This is a genomic window from Streptomyces sp. BB1-1-1 (assembly GCF_031597775.1).
In the GTDB taxonomy this organism is placed as follows: domain Bacteria; phylum Actinomycetota; class Actinomycetes; order Streptomycetales; family Streptomycetaceae; genus Streptomyces; species Streptomyces thinghirensis.
This window is the reverse complement of the sequence record NZ_CP134203.1, coordinates 6,758,527-6,783,418: the sequence shown is the minus strand read 5'-3', so window position 1 is coordinate 6,783,418 and position 24,892 is coordinate 6,758,527. Positions and strand designations below refer to the sequence as shown.

General features: G+C 72.3%; 22 protein-coding genes. 9 read left to right on the top strand and 13 right to left on the bottom strand.

The window, feature by feature from the left end:
- Positions 1–205: 205 nt before the first annotated feature.
- Positions 206–1,231, top strand: coding sequence for a phosphotransferase family protein (locus tag RI578_RS31050; RefSeq protein ID WP_310874158.1), 1,026 nt, complete (start codon positions 206–208; stop codon positions 1,229–1,231).
- A 6-nt stretch (positions 1,232–1,237) separates the two neighbouring features.
- Positions 1,238–2,452, top strand: a complete 1,215-nt coding sequence (locus tag RI578_RS31045) for an acyl-CoA dehydrogenase family protein (RefSeq protein WP_310874157.1) — start codon at positions 1,238–1,240, stop codon at positions 2,450–2,452.
- Positions 2,453–2,492: 40 nt separating this feature from the next.
- Here RI578_RS31045 and RI578_RS31040 read toward each other — a convergent pair whose 3' ends face one another.
- From RI578_RS31040 to RI578_RS31030, 3 genes are read right to left on the bottom strand one after another with little or no spacing between them, the layout of a single operon-like run.
- Positions 2,493–3,086 (bottom strand): TetR/AcrR family transcriptional regulator, encoded by a 594-nt coding sequence (locus RI578_RS31040; protein WP_310874156.1) that lies wholly within the window; start codon positions 3,084–3,086, stop codon positions 2,493–2,495.
- A gap of 37 nt (positions 3,087–3,123) precedes the next feature.
- Positions 3,124–4,794 carry an AMP-binding protein gene (locus RI578_RS31035; RefSeq protein WP_310874155.1) on the bottom strand — a complete coding sequence of 557 codons (1,671 nt, stop codon included), beginning with the start codon at positions 4,792–4,794 and terminating at the stop codon, positions 3,124–3,126.
- Positions 4,791–5,561: an SDR family oxidoreductase gene (locus tag RI578_RS31030; protein WP_310874154.1), complete on the bottom strand. Its 771-nt coding sequence runs from the start codon at positions 5,559–5,561 to the stop codon at positions 4,791–4,793. Before RI578_RS31030 ends, RI578_RS31035 begins: the two co-directional genes overlap by 4 nt.
- Before the next feature lie 185 nt (positions 5,562–5,746).
- Here RI578_RS31030 and RI578_RS31025 point away from each other — a divergent pair, with 185 nt between their 5' ends.
- Positions 5,747–7,003 (top strand): DUF1343 domain-containing protein, encoded by a 1,257-nt coding sequence (locus tag RI578_RS31025; RefSeq protein ID WP_310874153.1) that lies wholly within the window; start codon positions 5,747–5,749, stop codon positions 7,001–7,003.
- A gap of 16 nt (positions 7,004–7,019) precedes the next feature.
- Here the strand turns inward: RI578_RS31025 and RI578_RS31020 are convergent, their stop codons facing one another.
- Positions 7,020–9,851: a penicillin acylase family protein gene (locus RI578_RS31020; protein WP_310874152.1), complete on the bottom strand. Its 2,832-nt coding sequence runs from the start codon at positions 9,849–9,851 to the stop codon at positions 7,020–7,022.
- Between the two features lie 222 nt (positions 9,852–10,073).
- On the opposite strand from RI578_RS31020, the gene RI578_RS31015 reads away from it, so the two are divergent.
- Positions 10,074–10,676 carry a hypothetical protein gene (locus tag RI578_RS31015; protein WP_310874151.1) on the top strand — a complete coding sequence of 201 codons (603 nt, stop codon included), beginning with the start codon at positions 10,074–10,076 and terminating at the stop codon, positions 10,674–10,676.
- A 284-nt stretch (positions 10,677–10,960) separates the two neighbouring features.
- Positions 10,961–11,713, top strand: coding sequence for a 3-keto-5-aminohexanoate cleavage protein (locus RI578_RS31010; protein WP_310874150.1), 753 nt, complete (start codon positions 10,961–10,963; stop codon positions 11,711–11,713).
- A gap of 8 nt (positions 11,714–11,721) precedes the next feature.
- Here the strand turns inward: RI578_RS31010 and soxR are convergent, their stop codons facing one another.
- A complete protein-coding gene (gene soxR, locus RI578_RS31005; protein WP_310874149.1) occupies positions 11,722–12,261 on the bottom strand; it encodes a redox-sensitive transcriptional activator SoxR in 540 nt (179 codons plus the stop codon).
- A 130-nt stretch (positions 12,262–12,391) separates the two neighbouring features.
- Between soxR and RI578_RS31000 the strand changes: the two genes are divergently transcribed.
- Complete coding sequence (locus tag RI578_RS31000) at positions 12,392–12,853, top strand: MaoC family dehydratase (protein WP_310874148.1); 462 nt, start codon at positions 12,392–12,394, stop codon at positions 12,851–12,853.
- Here RI578_RS31000 and RI578_RS30995 read toward each other — a convergent pair.
- The 3 genes from RI578_RS30995 to RI578_RS30985 all read right to left on the bottom strand — a co-directional run bounded on the left by RI578_RS30995 (position 12,844) and on the right by RI578_RS30985 (position 15,077).
- Positions 12,844–13,488, bottom strand: coding sequence for a TetR/AcrR family transcriptional regulator (locus RI578_RS30995; RefSeq protein WP_310874147.1), 645 nt, complete (start codon positions 13,486–13,488; stop codon positions 12,844–12,846). The two genes, RI578_RS31000 and RI578_RS30995, sit on opposite strands and share 10 nt — an antisense overlap.
- Before the next feature lie 85 nt (positions 13,489–13,573).
- Positions 13,574–13,864, bottom strand: a complete 291-nt coding sequence (locus RI578_RS30990) for a YiaA/YiaB family inner membrane protein (RefSeq protein ID WP_019325286.1) — start codon at positions 13,862–13,864, stop codon at positions 13,574–13,576.
- Positions 13,865–13,925: 61 nt separating this feature from the next.
- A complete protein-coding gene (locus RI578_RS30985) occupies positions 13,926–15,077 on the bottom strand; it encodes an acyl-CoA dehydrogenase family protein (RefSeq protein WP_210961793.1) in 1,152 nt (383 codons plus the stop codon).
- A 115-nt stretch (positions 15,078–15,192) separates the two neighbouring features.
- Between RI578_RS30985 and RI578_RS30980 the strand changes: the two genes are divergently transcribed.
- The 3 genes from RI578_RS30980 to RI578_RS30970 all read left to right on the top strand — a co-directional run bounded on the left by RI578_RS30980 (position 15,193) and on the right by RI578_RS30970 (position 17,804).
- The gene (locus tag RI578_RS30980; protein ID WP_121746075.1) at positions 15,193–15,834 is read left to right on the top strand and encodes a TetR/AcrR family transcriptional regulator; all 642 of its coding nucleotides are present in this window, start codon (positions 15,193–15,195) and stop codon (positions 15,832–15,834) included.
- Between the two features lie 47 nt (positions 15,835–15,881).
- Positions 15,882–16,595 carry a winged helix-turn-helix domain-containing protein gene (locus RI578_RS30975; protein WP_310874146.1) on the top strand — a complete coding sequence of 238 codons (714 nt, stop codon included), beginning with the start codon at positions 15,882–15,884 and terminating at the stop codon, positions 16,593–16,595.
- Between the two features lie 249 nt (positions 16,596–16,844).
- Positions 16,845–17,804: a DMT family transporter gene (locus RI578_RS30970; RefSeq protein WP_310874145.1), complete on the top strand. Its 960-nt coding sequence runs from the start codon at positions 16,845–16,847 to the stop codon at positions 17,802–17,804.
- Here the strand turns inward: RI578_RS30970 and RI578_RS30965 are convergent.
- The 5 genes from RI578_RS30965 to RI578_RS30945 all read right to left on the bottom strand — a co-directional run bounded on the left by RI578_RS30965 (position 17,796) and on the right by RI578_RS30945 (position 24,852).
- A complete protein-coding gene (locus RI578_RS30965) occupies positions 17,796–19,121 on the bottom strand; it encodes an MFS transporter (RefSeq protein WP_310874144.1) in 1,326 nt (441 codons plus the stop codon). The genes RI578_RS30970 and RI578_RS30965 overlap by 9 nt on opposite strands.
- 230 nt (positions 19,122–19,351) lie before the next feature.
- On the bottom strand, positions 19,352–20,449 hold the full coding sequence (locus RI578_RS30960) for a Zn-dependent alcohol dehydrogenase (protein WP_310874143.1): 1,098 nt from the start codon (positions 20,447–20,449) through the stop codon (positions 19,352–19,354).
- A gap of 22 nt (positions 20,450–20,471) precedes the next feature.
- Positions 20,472–21,860 (bottom strand): aldehyde dehydrogenase family protein, encoded by a 1,389-nt coding sequence (locus RI578_RS30955; RefSeq protein WP_310874142.1) that lies wholly within the window; start codon positions 21,858–21,860, stop codon positions 20,472–20,474.
- A 123-nt stretch (positions 21,861–21,983) separates the two neighbouring features.
- Positions 21,984–23,321 (bottom strand): ABC transporter ATP-binding protein, encoded by a 1,338-nt coding sequence (locus RI578_RS30950; RefSeq protein WP_310874141.1) that lies wholly within the window; start codon positions 23,319–23,321, stop codon positions 21,984–21,986.
- Between the two features lie 256 nt (positions 23,322–23,577).
- Complete coding sequence (locus RI578_RS30945; protein ID WP_310874140.1) at positions 23,578–24,852, bottom strand: MFS transporter; 1,275 nt, start codon at positions 24,850–24,852, stop codon at positions 23,578–23,580.
- Positions 24,853–24,892: the final 40 nt, after the last annotated feature.

The following is a 24,892-nucleotide window of genomic DNA, read 5'->3' as shown; positions in this document are numbered from 1 at the left end:
CGACCCACCCCGCCCCACACCACCACCCACCCCCCAGACCCACCCATACCCGCACATCACCCCCCACCCGACGGCTCCCCGCGCCCCCGCGCGGGGAGCCGTCGTCCTATCGTGGCGCCGATCACGTTCCGCTCCCCTACTGGACGGCATACCGACCGGTCGGCATCATGAGTCGGGTACTGTTCACCTGCCCGTAGGAGCGACGATGAGCCCCGACCACCCGCCCGGACTCGATCTCGACCGGTTGCGCGGCCTGCTCGACCGCGAGCGGCCCGGCCTGGTGACCGGCCCGCTGTCCGGCCGGCTGATCGAAGGCGGACGGTCGAACCTCACCTACGCGGTCTCGGACGGTACCGCGCGCTGGGTCGTACGACGACCCCCGCTCGGCCATGTCCTGGCCACCGCGCACGACATGAAGCGCGAGCACCGTGTCATCAGCGCCCTGCACCCGACGGACGTACCGGTGCCGCGCCCGGTCCTCCTCTGCGAGGACGAGGAGGTCATCGGGTCGCCCTTCTACGTCATGGAGTTCGTCGAGGGCACCCCCTACCGCACCGCCGACCAGCTCGCCCCGCTCGGCCCCGAGCGCACCCGGGCCGCCGTGCTGAACCTGGTCGACACGCTCGTCGAGCTGCACGCGGTGGACCCCGCCGCCGTGGGCCTGGGCGACTTCGGCCGCCCCGAGGGCTTCCTGGACCGCCAGCTGCGCCGCTGGGCCAAGCAGCTGGACGCCTCCCGCAACCGCGACCTGGCCGGCATCGACGAGTTGCACGCCACCCTCGGCCGGGAACTGCCCCGCTCCCCCGCCCCGACCGTCGTGCACGGCGACTACCGCCTGGACAACGTCCTGATCGGCGGCGACCGGGACGAGATCAACGCGATCCTCGACTGGGAGATGTCCACCCTCGGCGACCCGCTCACCGACCTCGGCCTGCTGGTGATGTACAGCATGCCGCTCGGCATGCCCGACTCCCCCGTCTCCACCACGGCCCAGGCCCCCGGCCACCCCGCCCCCGCCGAGCTGATCGAGCGGTACGCCGCGCGCTCGGGGCGCGACGTGTCCGCCGTCGCCTGGTACACGGCGTTCGCCTGGTTCAAGCTCGCCGTGATCCTGGAGGGCATCCACTACCGCTACACGCTGGGCCAGACCGTCGGCCGCGGCTTCGACCGCATCGGCGACCTCGTCCCCGTCTTCATCGAGCACGGCTTGACCACCCTTCAGGAAGGCTGAACCGTCATGGACTTCGCGTTCGACGCACGCACCGACGAACTCCGCGCCAAGCTGCTCGCCTTCATGGACGAGTACGTCTACCCGGCCGAGCAGGTCGCCCACGAGCAGCGGGCCCGGCTCGCCTCCCCCTGGGACACCCCGCAGGTCGTGGCGGACCTGAAGGCCGAGGCCCGCCGCCAGGGCCTGTGGAACCTCTTCCTCCCCGACGCCGAGCACGGCGCCGGCCTCACCAACCTCCAGTACGCGCCGCTCGCCGAGATCACCGGCCGCAGCCCGCACCTGGCGCCGACGGCGACGAACTGCGCGGCGCCGGACACCGGGAACATGGAGGTGCTGACCCAGTTCGCCGACGAGGCGCAGAAGAAGCAGTGGCTCCAGCCACTGCTCGCCGGTGAGATCCGCTCGGCGTTCGCGATGACGGAGCCGGACGTGGCCTCCTCCGACGCCACGAACATCACCACGCACATCGAGCGCGACGGCGACGAGTACGTCATCACGGGCCGCAAGTGGTACATCTCCGGGGCGATGAACCCGGACTGCCAGATCTTCATCGTGATGGGCAAGACCGACCCGGACGGCGAGGACATCCGCCGCCAGCAGTCCATGGTGCTGGTCCCGCGGGACACACCGGGCGTCACCGTCGACCGGGCCATGCAGGTCTTCGGCTACGAGGACCACTACCACGGCGGCCACGCCGAGGTGACCTTCGACCACGCGCGCGTGCCGGTGTCGAACCTGATCGGCGAGGAGGGCGGCGGCTTCGCCATCGCCCAGGCCCGCCTCGGTCCGGGCCGTATCCACCACTGCATGCGGCTGATCGGCATGGCCGAGCGGGCCATCGAGCTGATGTGCCGCCGCGCGGTGTCCCGCGACGCGTTCGGCAAGGCGCTGGCCCAGCAGGGCGTGGTGCACAACTGGATCGCGGACGCGCGCGTCACCGTCGAGCAGCTGCGGCTCCTCGTCCTGAAGACCGCCTGGCTGATGGACACCGTCGGCAACCGGGGCGCCCACACCGAGATCCAGGCCATCAAGATCGCCACGCCCCGCGCGGTGGTCGACATCATCGACCGGGCGATCCAGCTGCACGGCGCGGGCGGCGTGAGCCAGGACTTCCCGCTGGCCGAGCTGTACGCGGGCGCCCGGACGCTGATGATCGCCGACGGCCCGGACGAGGTCCACCAGCGCTCGCTGGCACGCCGGGAGATCAAGAAGTACCTCTGAGCGAGGCGGCGCCCCCCGGGACCCGGGGGGGGCCGTCACCTCACGGCCGCAGTGCCCGCAGCAGCAGGTCGGCCAGGTGGTCGGCGACCTCCTGCGGGCCGAGCGGGCCGTCGGGCCGGTACCAGGTGGACAGGTGGTGGACGGAGCCGAAGTGGTAGTCCACCACCAGGTCGGCCGGGGACTCCTTGGTGAAGACGCCGGCCTGCTGGCCCTCCTCGATGAGCGCCCGGAAGCGCTCGTGGTACCGCCGGCGCTCCGCGCGCACCTGCTTGTTCTTCTCCGGGCTCAGCTGGTGCATGGAGCGGAAGAAGATCGACGCGTCGTCGAGGTTGTCGATGGTCGTGACGACGACGTCGGCCGCCGCGTCCCGCACCCGCTTCTCGACCGGATCGCCGGAGTCCGCGAACGCGTCCAGGCGTTCCTGCTGGAGGCGCAGCACGCGCGCGTAGATTTCGTGCAGGAGGTCGTCCTTGGAGCCGAAGTAGTGGTACAGCGCTCCCTTGGTGACGCCGGCCGCCTCCACGATCTCCTGTACCGAGGTGCGGTCGTAGCCCTGCTCCGCGAAGAGCCGGGTGGCGGCGGCCAGGAGCCGCTGCGGCACCGGAGTGCCGTCCCCGTCCGTGGTCCTGGGCACTGCCGTCACCTGCCTTTCCGTTCTTGACTGTCCGTCTTCACTGTCCGTCGTCGTGCCTACGGGAACGCAGTTCCCGACGGAGGATCTTCCCACTCGCCGTCTTCGGCAACTCGGGCAGGATCTCCACCTGACGCGGGTATTTGTAGGCGGCCAGTCTCTCCTCGCAGTACGCGGCGAGCGCGTCCGGGTCCGTCTCGGCACCCGGACGGAGGCTGATGTACGCCTTGACGGTCTCCCCGCGGTACCCGTCGGGCACGCCGACGACGGCGGCCTCGCGCACCGCCGGGTGGGTGTAGAGGACGTCCTCGACCTCGCGCGGCCAGACCTTGAAGCCGGAGGCGTTGATCATGTCCTTCTTGCGGTCGACGACGTAGAGCCACCCCTGGGCGTCCATGAAGCCGATGTCGCCGGTGCGCAGCTCGCCGCCGGGGAAGGTCTCGGCGGTGGCGTCGGGGCGCCGCCAGTAGCCGGGGACGACCTGCGGACCGCTGACGACGATCTCGCCCTGCTCCCCGAAGGGCACCTCGGCGCCCTGCTCGTCGACGATCCGGACGACCGTCTCGGGGCCGGGCACGCCGACGGCGAGCGTCCCGGAGACCGGGTCGACGGGCGCCTCCAGGTGGGGCGGTACGGAGGCGCAGGGAGCGGTGCACTCGGTGAGTCCGTAGCCGTTGCGGATGTACGGCCCGAAGCCCGCGCGGAACTTCTCCACCAGGGCGGGCGGCAGTGGGGCGCCGCCGGAGGAGATGTTGGCGAAGGAGGCGAAGTGCTCGCGGGTGACGGACGGATGGGCGGCCAGCGCCATGAAGGCGGTGGACGGGCCGACCGTGTAGTGCGGCCGGTGCTCGGCGAAGGCGTCCAGCACGACACCCGCCTCGAAGCGGTACGCCAGGACGAGGGTGCCCACGCTGTTCAGGCAGGCGCCGAACTCGCAGACCATGCCGGTGATGTGGAACAGCGGCGCCAGCGCGAAGTAGACCGGCGCCTCGGGCAGACCGAGCCCGGTGCGCTGCCGCTCCGCGTTGTACATGATGTTGCGGTGCGTGTTGGTGGCGCCCTTGGGCGTGCCGCTGGTGCCCGAGGTGTAGCTGATGAGCGCGGTGTCGCCGGGCTCGGGGTCCCGGCCGGCCGGAGCCTCGTGTCCGGCGCGGGCGGCCTCCGCGAGGTCGTCGGCGTCGGTGGCGCCCGGCAGCCGCTCGAAGGTCAGCACGCGCGCGTCCTGACGGGTCTGGAAGTCCAACTCGCACCCCGTGAGCACGATCCGCACCGGCGAGTGGGCCGCCGTCTCGCGCAGGTACGACTCCCAGGCCCGGTCGGAGCAGATCAGCGCGGCCACCTCGCCGTCCCGCAGGACGTGGCCGACCTCCCCCGACTTGTACATGGGGTTGACGGGCACGACGACCGCGCCCGCCTTCCAGGCGCCGAGGACGGCGAGCACGAAGTGCGGCGAGTTCTGCAGCAGGACCGCGACCCGCTCGCCGCGCTCCAGGCCGCGCGCGGCGAGGTGCCCGGCGACGGAGTCGCTCAGCTCGTCCACCTCGCGGTAGGTGAGGCGGCCGTCGAAGTAGGCGAGGAAGGCGCGGTCGGGAGCCTCGGCGGCGGCCCGGCGCAGGGCGTGCACCAGGGAGGCGTCCGGGTCGAGCGGGGCCTTCTGGGCGTCGGTCAGCAGGTCCAGCCAGGGCTTGGCCGCGTAACGGGAGCCGGTCATCGGGCCGTCGCCTCCTCCCACTGCCGCTGGAGCCGGTTCATGCCGTGCAGCCAGCGGTCGGGCTCGGCGGCGCGGGCCTGGTAGTACTCGGCGACCTCGGGGTGCGGCAGGATCAGGAAGCGGTCCTCCTCGATGCCCTTGAAGAGGGCGTCCGCGACGTCCTGCGGCTCGATCGCGGTGGGCTGGAGCACCAGTTCGCCCGCGCTGCCGCTCGCGGTGAGCATGTCGGTGCGCACGCCCTGCGGGCAGATGGCGTGCACCTTGACCCCGCGGTGGCGGTACGTGAGGGACAGCCACTCGGCGAAGGCATAGGCGCCGTGCTTGGTGACGCTGTAGGGCGCGGCGCCGATCATGGTGAGCAGTCCGGCGGCCGAGACGGTGGAGACGAAACGGCCGCTGCCGCGCTCCAGCCAGTCCGGGATCAGTTCGTGGGCCGCCCGTACGTGTGCCATGACGTTGACGTCCCAGGCGAGCGCCCAGACGGCCTCCTCGGCCGCCTCGGAACCCCCGGAGCCGACGCCCGCGTTGGCGCAGTACACGTCGACCGTGCCGCCGAGCGCCTCGCGCGCCTCGGTGACGATCGTGGAGGCGTCGCCCGGGACCGCGATGCCGCCGATCTCGTCGGCGACGGCCTCGGCCCGGTCGGCGTCCAGGTCGTTGACGACGACCCGGGCGCCCTCGGCGGCGAAGCGGCGGGCCAGCGCGGCACCGATGCCGCCTCCCGCTCCGGTGACGACGACTCCGGCATCCTGCACGGTTTCCACCATCGGTCTCCTTCGACACGGCTGCGACACGGCTGCGCCACCACATGCGGGCTCTGCCGCAGCGCCAGACTAACCAGTCGGTATGTGCGACGGAAGAGGCGAACCGCGGTCTACTCCATTCCGTGCGGCACGCGGCGCGGGTTAGCGTGCGTGCGCATGACACCCGCCGCGATCACGGAGGTCACCGCATGACGCTGTCCAGACGGAACCTGCTCGCCACGACGGCCGCGGTGGCGGCCACCGCCACGGCCGCCACGACCGGCACGGCACAGGCGGCACCCGGAGGCCACGGCGGCCGCCGGCTGCGCACCGGCTTCGAGCGCCTCGCCGACGGCGGCTACGCCCTCCTCGACGGACAGAAGGTCGGCGTCGTCACCAACCCGACCGGCATCACCCGGGACGTACGCCACATCGTCGACGTCATGCACGCCGACGACCGCGTGGACCTGACCGCCGTCTTCGGTCCCGAGCACGGCTTCCGCGGCACCGCGCAGGCGGGCGGCTCCGAGGGCCGCTACGACGACCCCGCGACCGGGCTGCCGGTCTACGACACGTACCTGAAGAGCGGACAGCCGCTCGCGGACATCTTCACCGCGTCCGGCGTGGACACCGTCGTCTTCGACATCCAGGACGTCGGCGCGCGCTTCTACACGTACATCTGGACGCTGTTCGACTGCATGGAGTCGGCCCGGCTCGCGGGCAAGCGGTTCGTGGTCCTGGACCGGCCGAACCCGGTGACCGGGCGGGCGGCTCTCGGCCCCATCCTGCACAAGGAGTTCGCGACCTTCGTCGGCCGGCAGCCGATCGCCCAGGCGCACGGCATGACGGTCGCCGAGCTGGCGCGGCTCTTCAACGGCGAGTTCCTGACGTCGCCGGTGCCGCTGGAGACGGTGCCGATGTCCGGCTGGAAGCGCTCGGAGTTCTTCGACGCCTCCGGGCTGCCCTGGGTGCCGCCGAGCCCCAACATGCCGACGCCGGAGTGCGCGCTCGTCTACTCGGGCACGTGTCTGTTCGAAGGCACCAACCTGTCGGAGGGGCGCGGCACCACCCGCCCGTTCGAGCTGATCGGGGCGGAGGGCATCGACGGGAGCTGGGCCGCCGCCGCGAACGGCCTCGACCTGCCCGGCGTGCGCTTCAGGGAGGCGTACTTCGCGCCCACCTTCTCCAAGTTCCAGGGGAAGACCGTCGGCGGCGTGCAGCTCCATGTGCACGACCGGGCCGCCTTCGACCCGGTGCGCACCGGGATCGCCCTCCTGGTGACCGCAAAGCGGACCTGGGACGGCTTCGCCTGGCGGTCGGACAACTGGATCGACAAACTCACCGGCTCCACGCAGGTGCGCACGATGATCGACGCGGGCGCGGACACCGACGAGGTGGTGGGCGGCTGGGCGAAGGAACTGGCGGCGTTCCGCGGGACGCGCCGCCAGTACCTCCTCTACAGGTGACCGTGCGACCGGCCGGTCACCGGTGGGACGTGAACTCCACGACCTGCTGGTAGGTCGGCCGGTTCTGCCAGCTGATCCCGCCGTGCTTGATGCCGCCCAGCGTGCGGTGGATCACCGAGTCGGCACACCACTGGTCGCCCGCCGAGCAGTTGTCGTCGCCGGGATAGACCTGGGCGGGCGTCCGGCCCGCCGCCTCCTTCAGGGTGGAGAGCAGCGTGTCCCGGCAGGCGGCGAGGTCGCCGTCGCCGCAGTACGCGCGCGCGAGCGGTCCCTGGACGGACTCGCCGAGCACGGACCGGATGTCCTTGTCGACATAGCTCCACCAGCCGTACTGGAAGGCGCTGCCGGCGTGTGCGCCGGTCGGGCCGTGCGCGGCGGACGGGGACTCGTCGACGGGCAGGTTGCGGGTGAAGGCGTTGTACAGGTCGCTGCCGAGGCCCGGTTCGAACTCGGCCTTCACCAGCAGCGGCCACCAGGCGTCCAGGGTGCGGATCGCGTCGGCGTGGGCGTACTTCTTTGAGCCGGCCGAGGTCTCCGTGCGCAGGGCGCCCGCCGCGTGCCACGCCTTGAGCCGGTCCACGGCCTCCTCGGCCGCGGGGTCGGTCACCGGCGCGGAGCCGATCACCTTCAGCAGGTCCGGCAGTACGTCCTCGGCCCGCAGGTCGGCGAGGCCCGCCTCGGCCATGGCCTTCACCAGTGCGGCGCGGGTGACGCCGCCGTCGGCGACCAGCTTCTTCACGCGGTCGTCGAGGAGGTCGCCGCGGTGGACGGAGCCGTTGCCCCAGGGCGCGGTGGCGTAGTCCCTGGCCTGTTTGTTGTTCCAGGAGACGTAGTAGTCCTGGTCGAGGGACTGGGGGTGGGCGGACGCCGGTGTGTACTCGGCCGTGTTGGCGGCCGGGTCCCAGTCCTTCCACTCGTGCGCCGCTCGCGCCCAGACCGGGAAGTCGGCGTCGACGCCGTCGGCCCGTACCGGGTTGTCGCCGCTGTTGTAGTACGCGGTGTGCTCGGAGTCGGCGTAGAACCAGTTGAAGGTGTAGTTGATGTTCTGGACGGCGCTCCGGAAGCGCTCGGGGCCGTTCAGGTACTCGGGGTCGTTGAGCATCTGGAAGCCGATGATCGAGTCGGCCTCGTGCATGAATGAGGAGCGCAGGCTGGTGTAGGCGACCTTCTTGCCGCCGACCGTGGCGCGGTACTCGACCGGGCCGTACTTCGTGCGCCAGACCCGCATCGTGTAGGAGCCGGCCGCGGTGGAGTCGGCGACGGTCGGCTTCCAGGCGTTCTTCCGCTCGATCTTCTCCATCGGCGTGCAGGTGCCGCGGTAGAGGTAGTGGTAGTCGTCCTGGCACAGTTCGACCGCGTAGGTGTCGATGATGTCCTGGCCGGAGGTGGTCGCGCTCCACGCGTAGTCCTGCCCGCGGCCGAGTTCGACGTACATGCTCAGGCCCGCGAAGGAGGCGCCGCGGGCGCTGATGCCCGGGCCCTGGATCTCCTGGAGCATGAGGAGCTGCGGCGCGAAGTAGCCGGTCTGCGGGCCGAAGACGGCGACCGGGTGGCCGCTCTCGGTGTGCTCGCCGCTGACGACGAGGGCGTTGGACATACCGCGCCGGGCCGAGGTCACGGCCGCGTCCGCCGCAGTGGCCGAGGCGCCGGTCGCGCTCGACGCGGCGGCGCTGCCCGTACGGTCGTACACCAGCGGTTCCGCCTCGACCGAGCCGGCGTCGGGCAGGGCGCGACCCTGCGGGTCGTCCGGCTTGGGCAGGTACGGGAAGCTGCCGGCGTGCTGGGTGAGGACCGCCTCGGGGTCGTTGCGCTGGCGGAAGGACTCCCAGACCTTCGTGCCCTCGGCCACGCCGTACTTCTCCTGGGCGGCGAGCAGCGAGAGCGCGTTGCTGACCTCGCCGCCGCCGCCGGCGCCGAAGAGGGATCCGATGACGGAGGCCAGCGCGATCAGGTCGGTGCGCTTGAAGTGCTCGATGGTGCCGGCGTTGGTGATGGCGTTCTTGTGGCCGGTCAGGACGTACTCGCCGGGGAAGTAGCGGCCCTTGTCGGAGGCGTCGATGTAGGCGTTGATGCCGGCGACGTAGGCGTCCACGTCGGCCAGGGCCAGTTCGCCGCGCTCGCCGGCCTTGGCGGCGGCGCTCTCGATCTGGGCCGCCAGTTCGGCCTCGGTGTACGGGGCGCTGCGCCAGAACTGCTGCTCCAGTCCCTGGTTGGCGGGGGCGCCGCCGGCGAAGGGGGTCAACTGGCCGCGTCCGACGTGCCGGAAGAGGTCCATCAGCCACAGCCGGTCCTGGGCCGCCGCGTAGCCGGCGCCGAACTCGGTGCCGTAGCGGGTGGTGCCGGTGATGTGCGGCACACCGGTCCTCTTGTCGCGGACGATGGTCACGTCGCCGCGCCCCGCCGGGCGGACGGTGGAGGCCACCTGGCCGTCGGGGACGCCGAAGGAGGCGTCGTTGAAGAAGGTGTTGATCTTGTCGTTGGTGAGGCCGGAGTAGCCGGTGGCGAGGCCGGCGTAGGGCCCGAGCTGGTCCTCGGCGTGGGCGGGCTGGGTGCCGAAGGCCTGGTTGAGGAGGATCTGGGCGAGGGTGGCGTTGCCGTTCTGACCGGGCGGCAGGATGTCGGAACACTGGCCGCCGCAGTGGTCGTTGGCCGCCGCTTTCGAGATCGTTCCGGCTGTCGCCGGTGTGGTCTTTTCCGAGGTGGGAGCCGTTCCGGCGGCCATCGCGGGGGAAAGCGGCGACAAAAGGCCGGCAATAAGGGCGCATACGGACGCGCCCTTCAGGAACCCGTGGAAGCCGCGGGGAGTTCTCAGTCTGTCGAGGGCGTTGCGTGGGGTGCGCCGTGGCATGGCAGCTCCTCCCGACGTGGGGTGCGCCGGACGTTACCGCCGGTATCCCCGAGTTGGAAGATGAACACGCGTCACTTTTTTTGAGCGGGTGGATCGGCTTATGAGGGGCATCGGAAATCGGATGGAGCCGAATCGCGTGTCGATACGTCTATTCGGCGACGTCCGTTCGACGACGCCGAAGTGACCGAAGTACAGGTGCAGGTGTGACGGAGGTGCAGGGCGATGGCCGGTTTCCGGAGTCTGGCGAGACAGGTCCGCGATCCACGGTGCGACCTGGCGCTACGGCGCTATTCGCTGCGCAAGTGCCTTGAGCGGTTCGCCCCTTATGGGCACAGGGCGACCTGGGACCATCTGTGCTCCCGGGCCGGGTTCGGACCCGAGGACCGCTCCCCCGACCCAGCGCGGCTCGTGGCCGCACTGGAGGAGCTGGAGGCGGCGCGTTCGGTGTGGCTGGCCTACGAGGTCGGATTCGCCGAGCGGCGCAGGAAGGAGAAGCACGACGGGCTGCGCAGGCCGGGCAGCGTGGACGACTGGCACCGGCTGACCTGGGGCGGTTTCGGGGTCGCCTGGTGCGACGACCCCCGCGTCCATCCCGACGGGCCGCTGGCGGAGGTGCTGCGCGGCCTGATCTCCGCACTGGAGCGTGAACCGGGGTCCGTGTGCCCGGTGTGCGACGGGGAGCGCCTCGTCTGGAAGTACGACCTGGACCACGAACCCTCGACGGGACCGGTCTGCACGGACTGCGGGATCCTGGTCCCGCGGCCCGTCCTCACCCCCGACGCGCTGGCGGACGCCCGGCGGGGTCGGTTGCTGATGACGGCGTAGGGGGTGTCGTTCGGATCAGGCCGGCTCCGGGCAACGGTGCCTTGCGACTCACCCGAGCGGGGTCTGGTGCGTGCAGCTGCAAGGCGGAGGAGGGCGACAGGGCGGAGCCCTGGCAACCGACGACAACGCCGCAGATGAGCGTGCCAGACCCCGCGACCCCGGCAGGATCCGAACGACACCCCCTGACCGACCGCGGAGGTGTGCCGGGGATGCCGCACCTCCGACGGCCCGTTCGGGCCTCGCGGCCCGCGGGTGTTGTCAGTGGCGCCCCGCACCATGGGGGAATGGTGCAGGTGTGTGTGAACGGAGCCCGTGGCAGCGTCGACGGCGCGGTGGTGCCGCTGTCGCCGGAGGCGCTCGCCGAATCCGTCGCGGCGGCGGTGTCCGCCGGGGCCACGGATGTCCATGTCCATCCCAAGACACCGTGCGGACAGGACTCGTTGTCGCCCCGCGTGCTCGCGGCCACGCTGGAGGCGATACGCGCACGGGTGCCGGCGTCGGTGCCGGTCGGCGTGACGACGGGCGCCTGGGCCGAGCCCGATCCCGTCGCCCGGGCGGCCCGGGTACGGAGCTGGACGATCCTGCCCGACCACGCCTCGGTCAACTGGCACGAGCCGGGCGCCGAGGAGGTCGCCGCCGCCTTGATCGAGCGCGGGGTGGGTGTGGAGGCCGGTATCTGGTCGGGCACGGATGGCGCGGCCCGGTTCCTGCGCTCACCGCTCGGGCCGAAGGTGCTGCGGGTCCTGGCGGAGGTCACGGACACCGACCCGGCGACCGCGGAGGACACCGCGCACGCCCTGCTGACCGCACTCGGCACGGCCCACGGCCGCCCCGTCCTGCTGCACGGCGAGGACGCCGGTGCCTGGCCGGTCCTGCGGCTGGCCGGCCGGCTGGGCCTCCCGGCCCGCATCGGCCTGGAGGACACCCTGTTCCTGCCGGACGGCCGCCGGGCCGCGTCCAACGCCGAGTTGGTCACCGAGGGGCTGGCCGAGTGGGACGCGGCACGACAGGGCGGCGTCCGACGCGGCGCCGGGTGACCGGACCGTCAGTCGCAGCACTCCACTTCCGGTCCGTGGCCGCGCCCACGGCCACGGCTCGTGGCCGCGGCCTTGCGCCGGGTCGTGGAGTCGCGGCGCTCCACCAGCAGGCGGGAGCCGGTGAGGCGTTCGCCGAAGACGTCGTCGGGGTTGGACAGGACACAGGTGTCCAGGGACAGGCAGCCGCAGCCGATGCAGTCGGTGAGGTGGTCGCGCAGCCGGTTCAGCTGCTTGATCCGCTCGTCCAGTTCGGAGCGCCAGGCCTCGGAGAGCCGGGCCCAGTCGTCCTCGGTGGGCGTGCGCTCCTCCGGCAGCTCGGCGAGCGCCTCGCGGATCGTGGCGAGCGGAATGCCGACGCGCTGCGCCGCGCGTACGAAGGCGACCCGGCGCAGCGCGTCGCGGCTGTAGCGGCGTTGGTTGCCCGAGGTGCGGCGACTGCTGATCAGCCCTTTGGACTCGTAGAAGTGCAGGGCGGAGACGGCGGCGCCGCTGCGCGCGGCGAGCTGGCCGACCGTGAGCTCGTGAATCTTCTCGGGAATCTGAGGCACTCCTCGAACCCTACCGACCCCGTCACCCGTGCGGCGCCCTCCGGCCCGTTGACATGAGCGTCGCGCGCGACCATGCTAAGCAGTCGCTTAGAGTCGCGTGAGTAGGTCGAGCGAGCAGAGAGGCCGGGACATGGCAGAGCCGAGGATCTTCACATCCGCCGACGAGGTGAAGGCGGCGGTGGGCGAGCAGCTGGGGTACACCGACTGGCTGGACGTCGACCAGAAGCGGATCGACCTGTTCGCGGAGGCGACCGGCGACCATCAGTGGATCCACGTGGACCCGGAGAAGGCCGCCGCGGGCCCGTTCGGAACCACCATCGCGCACGGCTATCTGACCCTGTCGCTGCTCCCGCTCTTCGGACCGCAGCTGATCGCCGTCGAGGGCGTGAAGATGGGCGTCAACTACGGCACCAACAAGGTCCGTTTCCCCTCCCCCGTCCCGGTCGGCTCGCGGCTGCGCGCCACGGCGACGATCACCGGCGTCGAGGACGTCAAGGGAGGGATTCAGGTGGCCGTCGCCTTCACCGTGGAGCGCGAGGGCGGCGACAAGCCGGTGTGCGTCGCCGAGTCGGTCTCGCGCTACTACTTCTGAGCGGCGCCGGTTGGTTCGGCTCCCACCATCCGCAGCACGAGGTCGGCGTAGAGCGCGCCGACCTCGTCGGGCGTCCGGGGGCCGTTCACGTTGAACCAGCGGGCCACGTCGATGCAGAGCGACAGCACGGCGAGCGTCGTGCCCTTCACGTCCGGCACGTCGAACTCCCCCGACGCCACACCGTCGTCGATGATGCCGCGCACCGCGGCATCGCACTGCCGGCGCAGCGTGAGGATCTCGTCGCGGGCCTCGGGGCCGAGCGCGTCCAGCTCGTACTGCACCACCCGCGCGGTCGTGCGCCGCCCGGCGTGCCAGCGCACGAAGGAGCTCACGGCGTCGGCGAGCCGCTCGGCGGCACTGCCCTCGCCCTGGGCCGCGGCCCGCAGGATGGCGACCGCCCGGTCGTGGCCGATCCGGCTGATGCGGTGGAGCAGCTCTTCCTTGGTCTTGTAGTGGATGTAGAGCGCGGCCGGGCTCATACCGGCCCGCCCGGCGATGTCGCGGGTCGTGGTCGCGTGGTACCCGCGCTCGGCGAAGGCCTCCACCGCGGCGACCAGGAGCCGCCGGGCCGCGTCCGGGGTGACCTCTTCCCACGGCTCGATGTCGCCGCCCGTCGTCTCGGCCGCCGTACTCATCGCTTGTTCGCCCCTCTCGGTGACAGGAGCACCACCATACCGCCGAAGCTGAGCGATCGCTTAGTGCGACCTTCGGGCGGACGCGTCACCCGAGTTTCTCGAAGGGGTCGTGTTCGGCGAGGAGCTTCTCCAGTCTGGCCTGGTCCACGCGGCTCACGATCTGCCCGGCCTCCTGACGGTCCCGGATGATCTTGGCCAGCGTGAAGGCCGAGGTGACGAGGTACAGGACGGCGACGGCGAGGAAGGCACGCACCCAGGCGTCGGCCTGGAGGTTGTAGATACCGACGGCGGTGGCGATCATCGCCACCGCGAACGAGGCCACGGCCTGCCCGTAGAAGGCCGCCGTGCTCTGCTGCTTGACCGGTGTGTCACTCATGGGGCCAAGCATCGGCGGATGTGGCCCCCGCCACATCCGCCGTCGTACTCAGTCCACGTACTCAGAAGGCCGAAACCCCGGTCAGCGCACGCCCGATGACCAGCTTCTGGATCTGGCTGGTGCCCTCGTAGAGGGTCATCACGCGCGCGTCGCGCAGCAGCTTGCCGGCCGGGTACTCGTCGATGTAGCCGTAGCCGCCGAAGACCTGGAGGGCGTTGTTCGCGGCGCGCACGGCCGCTTCCGAGGCGAACAGCTTGGCCTTGGAGGACTCGACGGTGAAGGGCTGCCCGCGGTCGATCAGGTCGGCCACCCGCCAGGTCAGCAGCCGGGCCGCGTCCACGTCGAGGGCGATGTCGCTGATCAGCTCCTGCACCAGCTGGTGGTGGGCGATGGTCTTCCCGAACTGCTCGCGCTCGCCCGCGTACTTCACGGCTGCGTCCAGCGCGGCCTGGGCTATGCCGACGCAGCCGGCCGCGACCGACATCCGCCCCTTGGCGAGGGCCGACATGGCGACCGAGAAGCCCTTGCCCTCGGGGGCCAGCATGGCGGAGGCGGGTACGCGGACGTCCTCCAGCACCACCTCGGCGGTGGCCTGGCCGCGCAGCCCGAGCTTGCCGTGGATGGTGCGGCGGCCGAGCCCGGGGGTGTCGGTGGGCACGAGGAAGGCGGAGACGCCCTTGTGGCCGGGGGCGTCCGTGGAGCGGGCGAAGAGCAGCACGACATCGGCCCAGGTGCCGTTGGTGATGAACATCTTCGTGCCGTTGATGACGTAGTCGTCGCCGTCGCGGACCGCGCGGGTGGAGAGATTCCCGGCGTCCGAACCCGTGCCGGGCTCCGTGAGGCCGAAGCAGCCGACGTACTCGCCGGAGGTGAGCCCCGGCAGCCAGCGCCGCTTCTGCTCCTCGTCGCCCCAGGCGGCGATCGTCTTGGCGACCAGGCCGAGGGAGACGGACACGATCCCGCGCACGGAGCTGTCGCCGCGGCCCAGTTCCTCCGTCACCAGGCAGTACGCGAGGTGGTCGCCGCCGGAGCCGCCGTACTCCTCGTCGACGGTCAGCCCGAGGAAGCCGACCTCGCCGAGCTTCTTCACGATGGACCGGTCCACCTCCTCGGCCCGGTCCCAGGCGACGACGTGCGGGGCGATCTCGCGCTCCACGAAGTCCCGCGCGAGCTGCCGTACGGCGCTCTGCTCCTCGCTGAGCTCCAGGTTCATGCCGAGTCACCCCACAGAAAGACAGATCTCGAACGGCGGATCTTGGACCGATATTGAACGGCGGACATTTAAATTAGCACTGCTAGTTTACAGCCGCAGCCCTACTATGTGCGCCATGGCCCGACCGCGCAAGCCCCTGCTCAGCACCGACCGGATCGTCGAGACGGCCCGCGCGCTGGTGGACGCGGAGGGCCTCGCGGCCGTCTCCACGCGCCGGCTCGCCGCGGAGCTGGGAGTCAGCGGGCCCTCGCTCTACAACCACTTCCGCACCAAGGACGAGATCCTGGAGGCGGTCGCCGACTCGGTGAGCGCGCAGGTCGACCTGTCGATGTTCGAGGACGGCCGGGAGTGGCGGACGGCGCTGCACGACTGGGCCGTCTCCTACCGGGCGGCGCTGCGCGACCACCCCAACATCGTCCCCGTGCTGGCCCACGGCCCCGGCCGCCGCCCGGCCGCGCTGCACCTCGCGGACGCCGTCTACGGCGCGATGGTCGCGGCGGGCTGGCCCCCGGCCCAGGCCACGTCCATCGGCGCGCTGATGCGGTACTTCATCATGGGCTCGGCGCTGGGTTCCTTCGCCGGCGGCTTCGTGGACGACGCCGGTGCCTACGACCCCGCCGACTACCCGCACCTCCAGCAGGCGCACCTCCTGGCCGAGCAGCAGGAGAAGATCGACGAGCGGGCCTTCGAGACCGGGCTGACGGCCCTGCTGGACGGGCTGGCGCAGCAGTACGCGCAGGTGGCGCGGGGCGCCTGAGAACACTTCGGTGCCCACCGAACCGTGCGTACCGCATCCTGGGACGCATGACCGACAAGGACGCCGAGGCGCCCGGGCTCGCGCGGCTGGCCGGGCTGATCGCCGACGAGACCAGGGCCGCCTGTCTGCTGGCACTGCTCGACGGGCGGGCGTGGACCGCCGGTGAGCTGGCCCGGCACGCGGGGGTCGCCGCCTCGACGCTGAGCGAGCACCTCGGCAAGCTCGTCGCGGGCGGACTGCTCGCCGAGGAACGGCAGGGGCGGCACCGGTACGTGCGGCTTGCCGACGAGCGGATCGCGCAGCTGTTGGAGGACCTGGCCGCGCAGGTCGCGCCCGAGGCGGCGGCACGGCGTCCGCGCACCCTGCGGGCGGCCGGCGCCGGATCGGCGATGGCCCGGGGCCGCACCTGCTACGACCACCTAGCCGGGCGGCTCGGCATCACGGTCACCGACGCGCTGACCGGGCGCGGCCTGCTGCGCCAGGACACCGGCTTCGCGCTCACGGACGCCGGGCTCGGCTGGTTCGAGACCGCCGGCATCCCCCTGAAGCCCACCGGCCGCCGGCCGCTGGCCCGGGCCTGCCTCGACTGGACCGAACGCCGTCCGCACCTCGCGGGCGTCGCGGGCGCGGCCCTGTGCCGGCACGTCCTGGACACGGGCTGGTGCGTACGCATCGGCTCGGAACGCGCGGTGAAGGTGACGCCGGCGGGCGAGGACGCGCTGTCCGAGCTGCTGGGCATCGACCCGACGGGGCTGCGCTGAGCACAGCTTCCCGGTCCGGAATCCGCCAGCGGGAGCATCCTCGCGCCGCCTAGGGGGTGTCGTTTGGATCAGGCCGGTTCCAGGCAACGGTGCCCTGCAACTGACCCGAGTGGGGTCTGGTGCGTGCAGCTGCAAGGCGGAGGAGGGCGACAACGCGGAGCGTTGGCAACCGACGGCAACGCGGCAGATGCGCGTGCCAGGCCCCGCGACCCCGGCAAGATCCAAACGACACCCCCTAGCCTCTGGAGCATGATGAGCACCGCCCGTCCCGCCCCTTTTCGTCGTCCGGAAGTCCTCGCGGCAGGCGCCGCCACGGTCACCGTCGTCCTGTGGGCCTCCGCCTTCGTGTCGATCCGCAGCGCGGGCGAGGCCTACTCGCCGGGCGCCCTGGCGCTCGGGCGGCTGCTGTCGGGCGTGCTGACGCTCGGCGTGATCTGTCTGCTGCGCCGGGAGGGACTGCCGGCGCGGCCCGCCTGGCGGGGCATCGCGATATCGGGGCTGCTGTGGTTCGGCTTCTACATGGTCGTCCTGAACTGGGGCGAGCAGCAGGTGGACGCCGGCACGGCCGCCCTCGTGGTGAACGTCGGGCCGATCCTCATCGCGCTGCTCGGCGCCCACCTGCTGGGGGACGCGCTGCCGCCGCGGCTGCTGGCGGGGATGGCGGTGTCGTTCGCCGGTGCGGTGACCGTGGGCCTGTCGATGTCCGGCGAGGGCGGTTCCTCGCTGTTCGGGGTGGTGCTGTGCCTGCTGGCCGCGGTGGCGTACGCGGGCGGCGTGGTGGCGCAGAAGCCCGCGCTGGGGCACGCGAGCGCGCTCCAGGTGACGACCTTCGGGTGCCTGGTCGGGGCGGTGCTCTGCCTGCCGTTCGCGGGGCAGCTGGTGACCGAGGCGGCCGACGCGCCCGTCTCCGCGACGCTCAACATGGTGTACCTGGGCGTGTTCCCGACCGCGCTGGCGTTCACGACGTGGGCGTACGCGCTGGCCCGTACGACCGCGGGCCGCATGGGCGCGACCACGTACGCCGTGCCCGCGCTCGTCGTGCTGATGTCGTGGCTGGCGCTGGGCGAGGTGCCGGGGCTGCTGACACTCGCGGGCGGCGCGCTGTGCCTGGCGGGCGTGGCGGTGTCCCGGTCCCGCAGGCGGGCACGGGCCGCGGCCCCGGCCGAAGTCACGGAGTCGCGGCCCGAGAACGCCTCGCGGTCAGCGTGAACGCGCCCTGTCGGACAGCACCTTGATGGACATCAGGGCGATCACCGACAGGCCGATGATGTAGCCGGAGACGGCCATCGAGGTGCCCGTCGCCTCCAGGAGCAGCACCATGACGAAGGGCGCGAGCCCGCCCCCGCCGACGGCCGCGATCTGGTAGCCGAGCGAGGCGCCGGTGTAGCGCATCTCCGGCGTGAACAGCTCGGCGAACAGCGCGGCCTGGGGGCCGTACATGATGCTGAGGAAGCAGCTGGCGACGAAGGTGCCGACCGCCAGCCACACCAGTGAGCCGGTGTCGATGAGCAGGAACAGCGGGACGGCCCACACCGCGATGCCGACCGCGCCGACGGTGTAGATCCGGATGCGGCCGAACTTGTCGGACAGGGCGGCGGCGGCCGGGATCAGCACCAGCTGGGTGAGGCTGACGCAGAGCGAGACGGCGAGCACCGCGCCGTGCTCCATGTCCAGTTCGCGGGTGGTGTAGTCGAGGACGCCGGTGATGAGGATGTAGAACGTCGCGGTGTTCACGGCGAAGGAGCCGCCGGCCAGCAGCACGGTGCCGAGGTGATCGCGCATGATCGTGCGCAGCGGCGAGGACTGCTCGCTCTGCTCCTTCTCGGCCAGCGCGCGCTCGGCCTCCCGGAACTCGGGGGTCTCCTCGACGCGGGTGTGGATGTACCAGGCGAGTACGAGGACGAGCAGGCCGACCACGAACGGCACCCGCCAGCCCCAGGCCTCGAAGGCCGACTCCGAGGTGAACGCGCCGGCCAGCAGGAAGACGGTGTTGGCGGTGACCACGCCGATGGGGACACCGAGCTGGACGACGCTGCCGTAGATGCCGCGCTTGCCCTCGGGCGCGTACTCGGTGGCCAGCAGCATCGCGCCGCCCCACTGGGCGCCCACGGCGATGCCCTGGACGATGCGCAGCAGGACGAGCAGGATCGGGGCGGCCACACCGATGGTCTCGTACGTGGGCAGCAGGCCGATGCCCGTGGTGGCCACGCCCATCAGGGTGAGCGCGAGGACCAGCATCGGCTTGCGGCCCTTCTTGTCGCCGAGCTGGCCGGCGACGATGCCGCCGATCGGCCGGGCGAGGAAGCCGACGGCGAAGGTGGCGAAGGCGGCCAGGACCCCGGCGGTGGGGCTGCCGGCCGGGAAGTACAGGTCGCCGAGGACGAGGGCGGCGGCGATGCCGAAGACGAAGTAGTCGTACCACTCGACGGCCGACGCGAGGGCGGCGGCGGTGGCGACGCGACGGCGGTTGGGGGCCGCGGGCGGGGCGGTGGTGGGGAGGGGCTGAGCGGAGGGGGTGGTGTCCATACGTGCACGCTCCGGGTGGTGCGGGGGGACGTCGGGGACGTGTGGGACGTTCCCGGGAACGTACTGACCGGACGGTATGTGGTCAACGGTCGTGCGAGATGTTTATCGAACGGCGATCGTGGCGGCGTGGGTGGCGAGAGCGGTGGTACGAACGGCACGCGGACGCAGGGAACCGGGGCGCCGGGGTGGCCCCGGCACCCTCGTGCCCCGCGTGCGTGCGATGCCTGCGGCTAGAACACCACCAGCGCCCGCCCGCCCTTGCCGGCCAGCATGTTCTCGAAGGCCGCCGGGATGCCGTCCAGGGCGATGCGCTCCGTGACCAGGGAGCCCAGGTCCAGGCGTCCGGCGCGGACGTGTTCGGCCAGCACCGGGAGGTCCCGGGCCGGGTCGGCGTTGCCGTAGACGCAGCCGGAGAGGGTGCGGCCCCAGTGGAAGATCTCCAGGGCGTTGAAGGTGACCTGCTGGTCCTTGCCGCCGATGCCGACGACCGTGGTGCGGCCGCCGCGTCGGGTGGATTCCCAGGCGGTGCGGATGGTGACCGCACGGCCGACGCACTCGACGGCGACGTCCACGCCCTGCTTGCCGGTGAGGGCGCGGATCTCGCGGGCGGTGGTGTCGGAGGCGATCAGGTAGTCGGTGGCGCCGGCGGCGCGGGCCAGTTCCTCCTTCTCGGGGGACACGTCGACCGCGACGATCTTCGAGGCGCCCGCGATGCGGGCCGCCTGGAGCGTGGCGAGGCCCACTCCCCCGACGCCGAACACCGCGACCGTCTCGCCCTCGCGGACCTTCGCCGAGTGATGGACGGCGCCGTAGCCGGTGAGGACGGCGCAGCCGAGCAGGGCGGCGTCGGTGAGCGGGATGCCGTCCGGGACGGGCAGGACGCAGGCCGCGGACACGACCGTCTCCTCGGCGAACGCGGCGACGTTCAGGCCGGGGTGCAGGTCGGCGCCGTCGTCGGCGCGGCGGGCGTGCACGCCCGCGGCACCGGCCAGGGCGTTCGCGCACAGCCAGACCTCGCCGAGCGAGCAGGCGTGGCAGGCGCCGCAGGACGGGGCCCAGTTGAGGACCACGTCGTCGCCGGGCGCGACGCGGGTGACGCCCTCGCCGACGGCGAGGACCGTGCCGGCGCCCTCGTGGCCGAGGACGGCGGGGACGGGCACGCGCATGGTGCCGTTGGACAGGGACAGGTCGGAGTGGCAGACCCCGGCGGCGGCGAGCTTCACCCGGACCTGCCCCGGTCCGGGCTCGGGCAGCTCGATCCCGGTGACCTCCAGCGGGGCGCCTACGGCGGGTACGACGGCGGCACGGACAGCGGTGCGGACGGCCATGACGTGGACAACTCCCCTGGAGCTAGAACTGGAGGGACTTGGTCTGGAGGTACTCGGACAGGCCGTGCGGCCCCAGTTCGCGGCCCACGCCGGACTGCTTGTAGCCGCCGAAGGGCGCCAGCGGGTTGAACCGGCCGCCGTTGATGTCGACCTGGCCGGTGTCCATCCGGCGGGCGAAGGCGACGGCCTCCGCCTCGTCGCCGGCCCAGACGGCGCCGGCGAGGCCGTAGACGGTGCCGTTGGCGATCCGGAGGGCGTCCTCCTCGTCCTCGTAGCGGAGGATGGACAGGACCGGCCCGAAGATCTCCTCCTGGGCGATGGTCATGTCCTCGCGCACGTCGGCGAAGACGGTCGGGCTGACGAAGTAACCCCGCTCGCGCGGGGCTTCGGGGCCGCCCGCGACGACGCGCGCGCCCTCGGTGACGCCCTTCTCGATGTAACCGCGCACCCGCTCCTGCTGCTTGGCGTTGACGACCGGGCCGATCCGGTCGCCGTACTTCGCGGCGGCCTCGGCGGCCAGCTGCACGGCCTCGTCGTACCGGTCGGCGTGCACGAGCATGCGGGTCCAGGCGCTGCACGTCTGGCCGGAGTTGGACATGACGTTGGCGACGCCGACGTTCACGGCCTTGGCCAGGTCGGCGCTCGGGAGGATGACGTTGGCGGACTTGCCGCCGAGTTCGAGGGCGACCTGCTTGACGGCGGCGCCGGCGAGGGCGCCGATCCGCCGGCCCACGGCCGTGGAGCCGGTGAAGGAGACCAGGTCGACGCCGGGGTGCTCGGCGAGGGCCTGGCCGGCGACCGGGCCGAGGCCGGTGACCAGGTTGAAGACGCCCGCCGGGACGCCGGCCTCGTGCACCGCCTCCGCGAAGAGCTGGGCGGTGAGCGGGGTGTCCTCGGCGGGCTTCAGCACGATGGTGCAGCCGGCCGCGAGCGCCGGGGCGACCTTGGCGACGATCTGGTGGAGCGGGTAGTTCCAGGGGGTGATGGCCCCGACCACGCCAACCGGCTCGTGGTGGACGACGGAGTTGCCGATCTTCTCCTCGAAGGCGTACGTCGCCGCCAGCTCGGCGTAGGAGCCCGCGACCGTGATCGGGGCGGCGGCGTGCACGGCCTGCGAGAACTTCAGCGGCGAACCCAGCTCCGCGGTGACCGTCTCGGCGACCTCGTCCTTGCGGGCCACCAGTACGTCCCGCAGGGCGGCCAGGCGGGCGGCCCGCTCGGCGGGCGGGGTGGCGGCCCAGGCCGGCAGGGCGGCGCGGGCGGCCCGTACGGCGGTGTCGACGTCCAGGGCGGTGCCGGCGGGGACCTTGCCGATCACCTGCTCGTCGGCCGGGTTCACGACCTCGATCGTGTCCCGGCCGTCGGCGGGCCGCCAGGCTCCGTCGATGTACATGCCGTCATGTGCCTTCATCGCGTTCCTTCCGGGCGGGCCTCGTCGTCCGCGCCCCAAACTAGCGCCGATAGTTTTACGGCACCAGGGGCGGCCCCCATGGTGGCGCGGGTCACCTTCCCGGCGGGCCCGGTCCCGGCGGGATCACTCCCCCAGGTCCGGCAGCCGCGCCGGGGCGGGGCAGATCCGCTCGCCGTGCTGGTCGAAGACGAACAGGTGGGCGAGGTCGACGAGGAGGGGGACCTGCATGCCGTGACGCAGGTCGATGTCGGGGGTGGTCCGGACGATCAGGTCACCGGGGAGGCGGCCGTCGGGGGCGGCGACCGCGGGTCCGGCGACCTCGGGGTCGTCCATGACCACCACCGGTCCGGCGCGCAGGGCGCCCGCCCGCTCCTTCAGCCGGTCCAGGACCGTGCCGTCGCGGCGGCGGCGCCTGGCGGGGCGGGTGGCGGGGCGCGGAGCCTCCAGGTCGGGCACGACGGCGGGCCGCGAGCCGGTGTTGAAGTGGACGAGGACCTCGTGCCCCTGGAACTCCACGTGCTCCACCAGGCCGGTGAGCAGCACCTCGCCGGGGCGGGCGGAGGCGGGCTTCGCGATCCGGACGGCCTCCGAGCGCAGGCCGACGATGACCTCTCGGCCCTGCTGGACGCGGAGCAGCTGGTGGTCCAGGGAGAGCGGCTCGGGCAGGCGCAGGAACTGCTTGCCCAGGCTGATGGTCATCGCGCCGTCGAGCGGCGCGCGGACGAGGCCGCGCAGGAGGTTGATGCGGGGGGTGCCGATGAAGGCGGCGACGAAGACGTTGCGCGGCAGGGCGTACACGGCGCGCGGGCTGTCCACCTGCTGGAGCACGCCGCCGCGCAGGACGGCGACGCGGTCGCCGAGGGACATGGCCTCGGACTGGTCGTGGGTGACGTAGATCGTGGTGACGCCCAGCTCGCGGGTCAGTTTGGTGATCTCGGCGCGCAGGTGGTTGCGGAGCTTGGCGTCGAGGTTGGACAGCGGCTCGTCCATGAGGAAGGCGCTGGGGTGGCGGGCGATGGCCCGGCCCATGGCGACGCGCTGGCGTTCGCCGCCGGAGAGCTGGGCGGGGAAGCGGTCGAGGAGGTCCTCGATGCCCAGCATGCGGGCGGTGGCGTCCACGCGGGGGCCGGGGTCGGTCTGAGGAGCCTCGACGCGCAGCGGGAAGCCGATGTTCCCGCGGGTGGTCATGTTCGGGTACAGGGCGAAGTTCTGGAAGACCATCGCCATGCTCCGCTCGGCGGGGAGCAGGTCGTTGGCGTACGCGCCGTCCAGCAGCAGCCGCCCGTCGGTGATCTCCTCCAGGCCGGCGATCATGCGCAGCACGGTGGACTTGCCGCAGCCGGAGGGGCCGAGCAGGACGAGGAACTCGCCGGGCGCGATGTCCAGCGACAGCCGGTCCACCACGCGGACGCCTCGCGCGTAGGTCTTGCTCACGTCGTGCAGGGAGATGGCGCGTGTCATGGGAGGTGCCCCCGGGGGCTCACTGAGCGCTGGTGCTCCGCGGTCGGACGCCCTCGTGCGGGTCGTACGGGGCGTTTGAGTCACGGAAGCTAACGGAATGTGCGCGGCCGGGGGAAGACACTGGACCGTATCTCGGTGCCACCGTCCACCTGGTGAGAAAGCGGACGACCGAATTCAGGATCGGGGCGTCTTGGGTGAGGGGCCGGTGGGAGCCGCGGGGCGGCGGATGGGATGCGGCGGACGGGCCCTGGCCGTCCTAGCGGGCCGATCGGCGTAGCGGGCGGCGCCGGGGTGTGTCGTCGGGGGTGTCCTCGGTGGGCGGGAGGCCCGCGGGAGGCTCGGTGGGTGGGTGGTTCGTGGTCGGTTCGGTGGACGGGGCGCGCAGGGCGATGCCGGAGGACAGGAGCAGCAGGGCGCCCAGCATCACGAACGGCGCGGCCACGCCCGCGACGCCGGCGATCAGGCCCGCCGCGGCGGGTGCGGCGACCTGGCCGAGGCGGTTGCCGGTCAGGCGCAGGGCGAGGGCGGTGGAGCGGGCTCCGTCGGGGGCCGCCTGGACGACGGTCGTCATGGACAGCGGCTGGCCGACACCGAGGCAGAAGCCGAGGACGGCCAGCATCAGCGCGAGCGCCCACACCGGCACCGGCAGCGCGACACCGGCGCACAGCAGAGCGGCCAGCAGACACGTGACCGTGAGCAGCGCGGTGCGGCCGAGCAGCCGCAGCAGCGGCGTCAGCACCAGCCGGCAGGCGATGGTGGCCGCCGCGCGGAGGCTGAGCAGTACGCCGATCACGGCCGGGGAGATGCCCCGGTGCTCGCCGACCACCGGCAGGTAGGCGGTGAGGATGTCGGTGGCGGACAGGACGGACAGGCTGATCAGGATGCCCGCGGGCACGCCCCGGGCGCGCAGGATGCTCCCCACGGGCACGCGCGCGCCCGCCTCCGTGCGGGACTTGGCGGCCCCCGGGTGCTCTATGCGCCACAGCGACGTGAACGCGACCGCCGCGCCCGCGCCCGCCACCACCAGGGCCAGGGCGCTGCTGCGGGCCATGTCGTGGCCGCCGATCAGCGCGCCCGCCGCGATGGGCCCCACGAGTTGGCCGAGCGAGGCACCGATGGTGAAGTGGCCGAAGTTGCGGTCCTGTTCGTGCGGCGCGGACTGGCGGGCGACCAGCGACTGGGCGCCGATGACGAAGCAGAGGTGGCCGAGGCCCATGACGCCGCTCCACAGGGCCATCGCCCACAGGGAGCCCGCGACGCCGCTCAGGGCGCAGCCGCCGGCGATGAGCACCACGCCGACGGGCAGCAAGGGCGCGCACCGGCCGTGGTCGGTGCGGCGGCCGAGCGGGACGGCGGCGAACAGCGGCAGCAGCGCGTACACGCCGGCGATGACGCCGACCGCCTGTTCGTCCGCGCCCAGCGCGAGGGCCCGGTAGGAGACGGCGGGCCGGGCCATCGACACCGCCCCCTGCGCGAAGCCGAAGGCGATGACGAGGCGGAGCAGCCAGCCGCGGTTGCCACCGGGCGCCATGATCGTGTCCTTCCCGCGAACCCGAAATGCCGGCTCCCTG

Excerpts from the sequence above, each read along its gene's own strand:
- RI578_RS31030 (WP_310874154.1), bottom strand. The coding sequence starts at position 5,561 with ATGGTGGAAACCGTGCAGGATGCCGGAGTCGTCGTCACCGGAGCGGGA.
- RI578_RS31010 (WP_310874150.1), top strand. The coding sequence starts at position 10,961 with ATGGTGCAGGTGTGTGTGAACGGAGCCCGTGGCAGCGTCGACGGCGCG.
- RI578_RS30995 (WP_310874147.1), bottom strand. The coding sequence starts at position 13,488 with ATGAGTACGGCGGCCGAGACGACGGGCGGCGACATCGAGCCGTGGGAA.
- RI578_RS30965 (WP_310874144.1), bottom strand. The coding sequence starts at position 19,121 with ATGGACACCACCCCCTCCGCTCAGCCCCTCCCCACCACCGCCCCGCCC.
- RI578_RS31045 (WP_310874157.1), top strand. The coding sequence starts at position 1,238 with ATGGACTTCGCGTTCGACGCACGCACCGACGAACTCCGCGCCAAGCTG.
- RI578_RS31050 (WP_310874158.1), top strand. The coding sequence starts at position 206 with ATGAGCCCCGACCACCCGCCCGGACTCGATCTCGACCGGTTGCGCGGC.
- RI578_RS30975 (WP_310874146.1), top strand. The coding sequence starts at position 15,882 with ATGACCGACAAGGACGCCGAGGCGCCCGGGCTCGCGCGGCTGGCCGGG.
- RI578_RS31000 (WP_310874148.1), top strand. The coding sequence starts at position 12,392 with ATGGCAGAGCCGAGGATCTTCACATCCGCCGACGAGGTGAAGGCGGCG.
- RI578_RS30970 (WP_310874145.1), top strand. The coding sequence starts at position 16,845 with ATGATGAGCACCGCCCGTCCCGCCCCTTTTCGTCGTCCGGAAGTCCTC.
- RI578_RS31015 (WP_310874151.1), top strand. The coding sequence starts at position 10,074 with ATGGCCGGTTTCCGGAGTCTGGCGAGACAGGTCCGCGATCCACGGTGC.
- RI578_RS30955 (WP_310874142.1), bottom strand. The coding sequence starts at position 21,860 with ATGAAGGCACATGACGGCATGTACATCGACGGAGCCTGGCGGCCCGCC.
- RI578_RS31020 (WP_310874152.1), bottom strand. The coding sequence starts at position 9,851 with ATGCCACGGCGCACCCCACGCAACGCCCTCGACAGACTGAGAACTCCC.
- RI578_RS30990 (WP_019325286.1), bottom strand. The coding sequence starts at position 13,864 with ATGAGTGACACACCGGTCAAGCAGCAGAGCACGGCGGCCTTCTACGGG.
- RI578_RS30960 (WP_310874143.1), bottom strand. The coding sequence starts at position 20,449 with ATGGCCGTCCGCACCGCTGTCCGTGCCGCCGTCGTACCCGCCGTAGGC.
- RI578_RS31025 (WP_310874153.1), top strand. The coding sequence starts at position 5,747 with ATGACGCTGTCCAGACGGAACCTGCTCGCCACGACGGCCGCGGTGGCG.
- RI578_RS30945 (WP_310874140.1), bottom strand. The coding sequence starts at position 24,852 with ATGGCGCCCGGTGGCAACCGCGGCTGGCTGCTCCGCCTCGTCATCGCC.
- RI578_RS30985 (WP_210961793.1), bottom strand. The coding sequence starts at position 15,077 with ATGAACCTGGAGCTCAGCGAGGAGCAGAGCGCCGTACGGCAGCTCGCG.
- RI578_RS31035 (WP_310874155.1), bottom strand. The coding sequence starts at position 4,794 with ATGACCGGCTCCCGTTACGCGGCCAAGCCCTGGCTGGACCTGCTGACC.
- RI578_RS30980 (WP_121746075.1), top strand. The coding sequence starts at position 15,193 with ATGGCCCGACCGCGCAAGCCCCTGCTCAGCACCGACCGGATCGTCGAG.
- RI578_RS30950 (WP_310874141.1), bottom strand. The coding sequence starts at position 23,321 with ATGACACGCGCCATCTCCCTGCACGACGTGAGCAAGACCTACGCGCGA.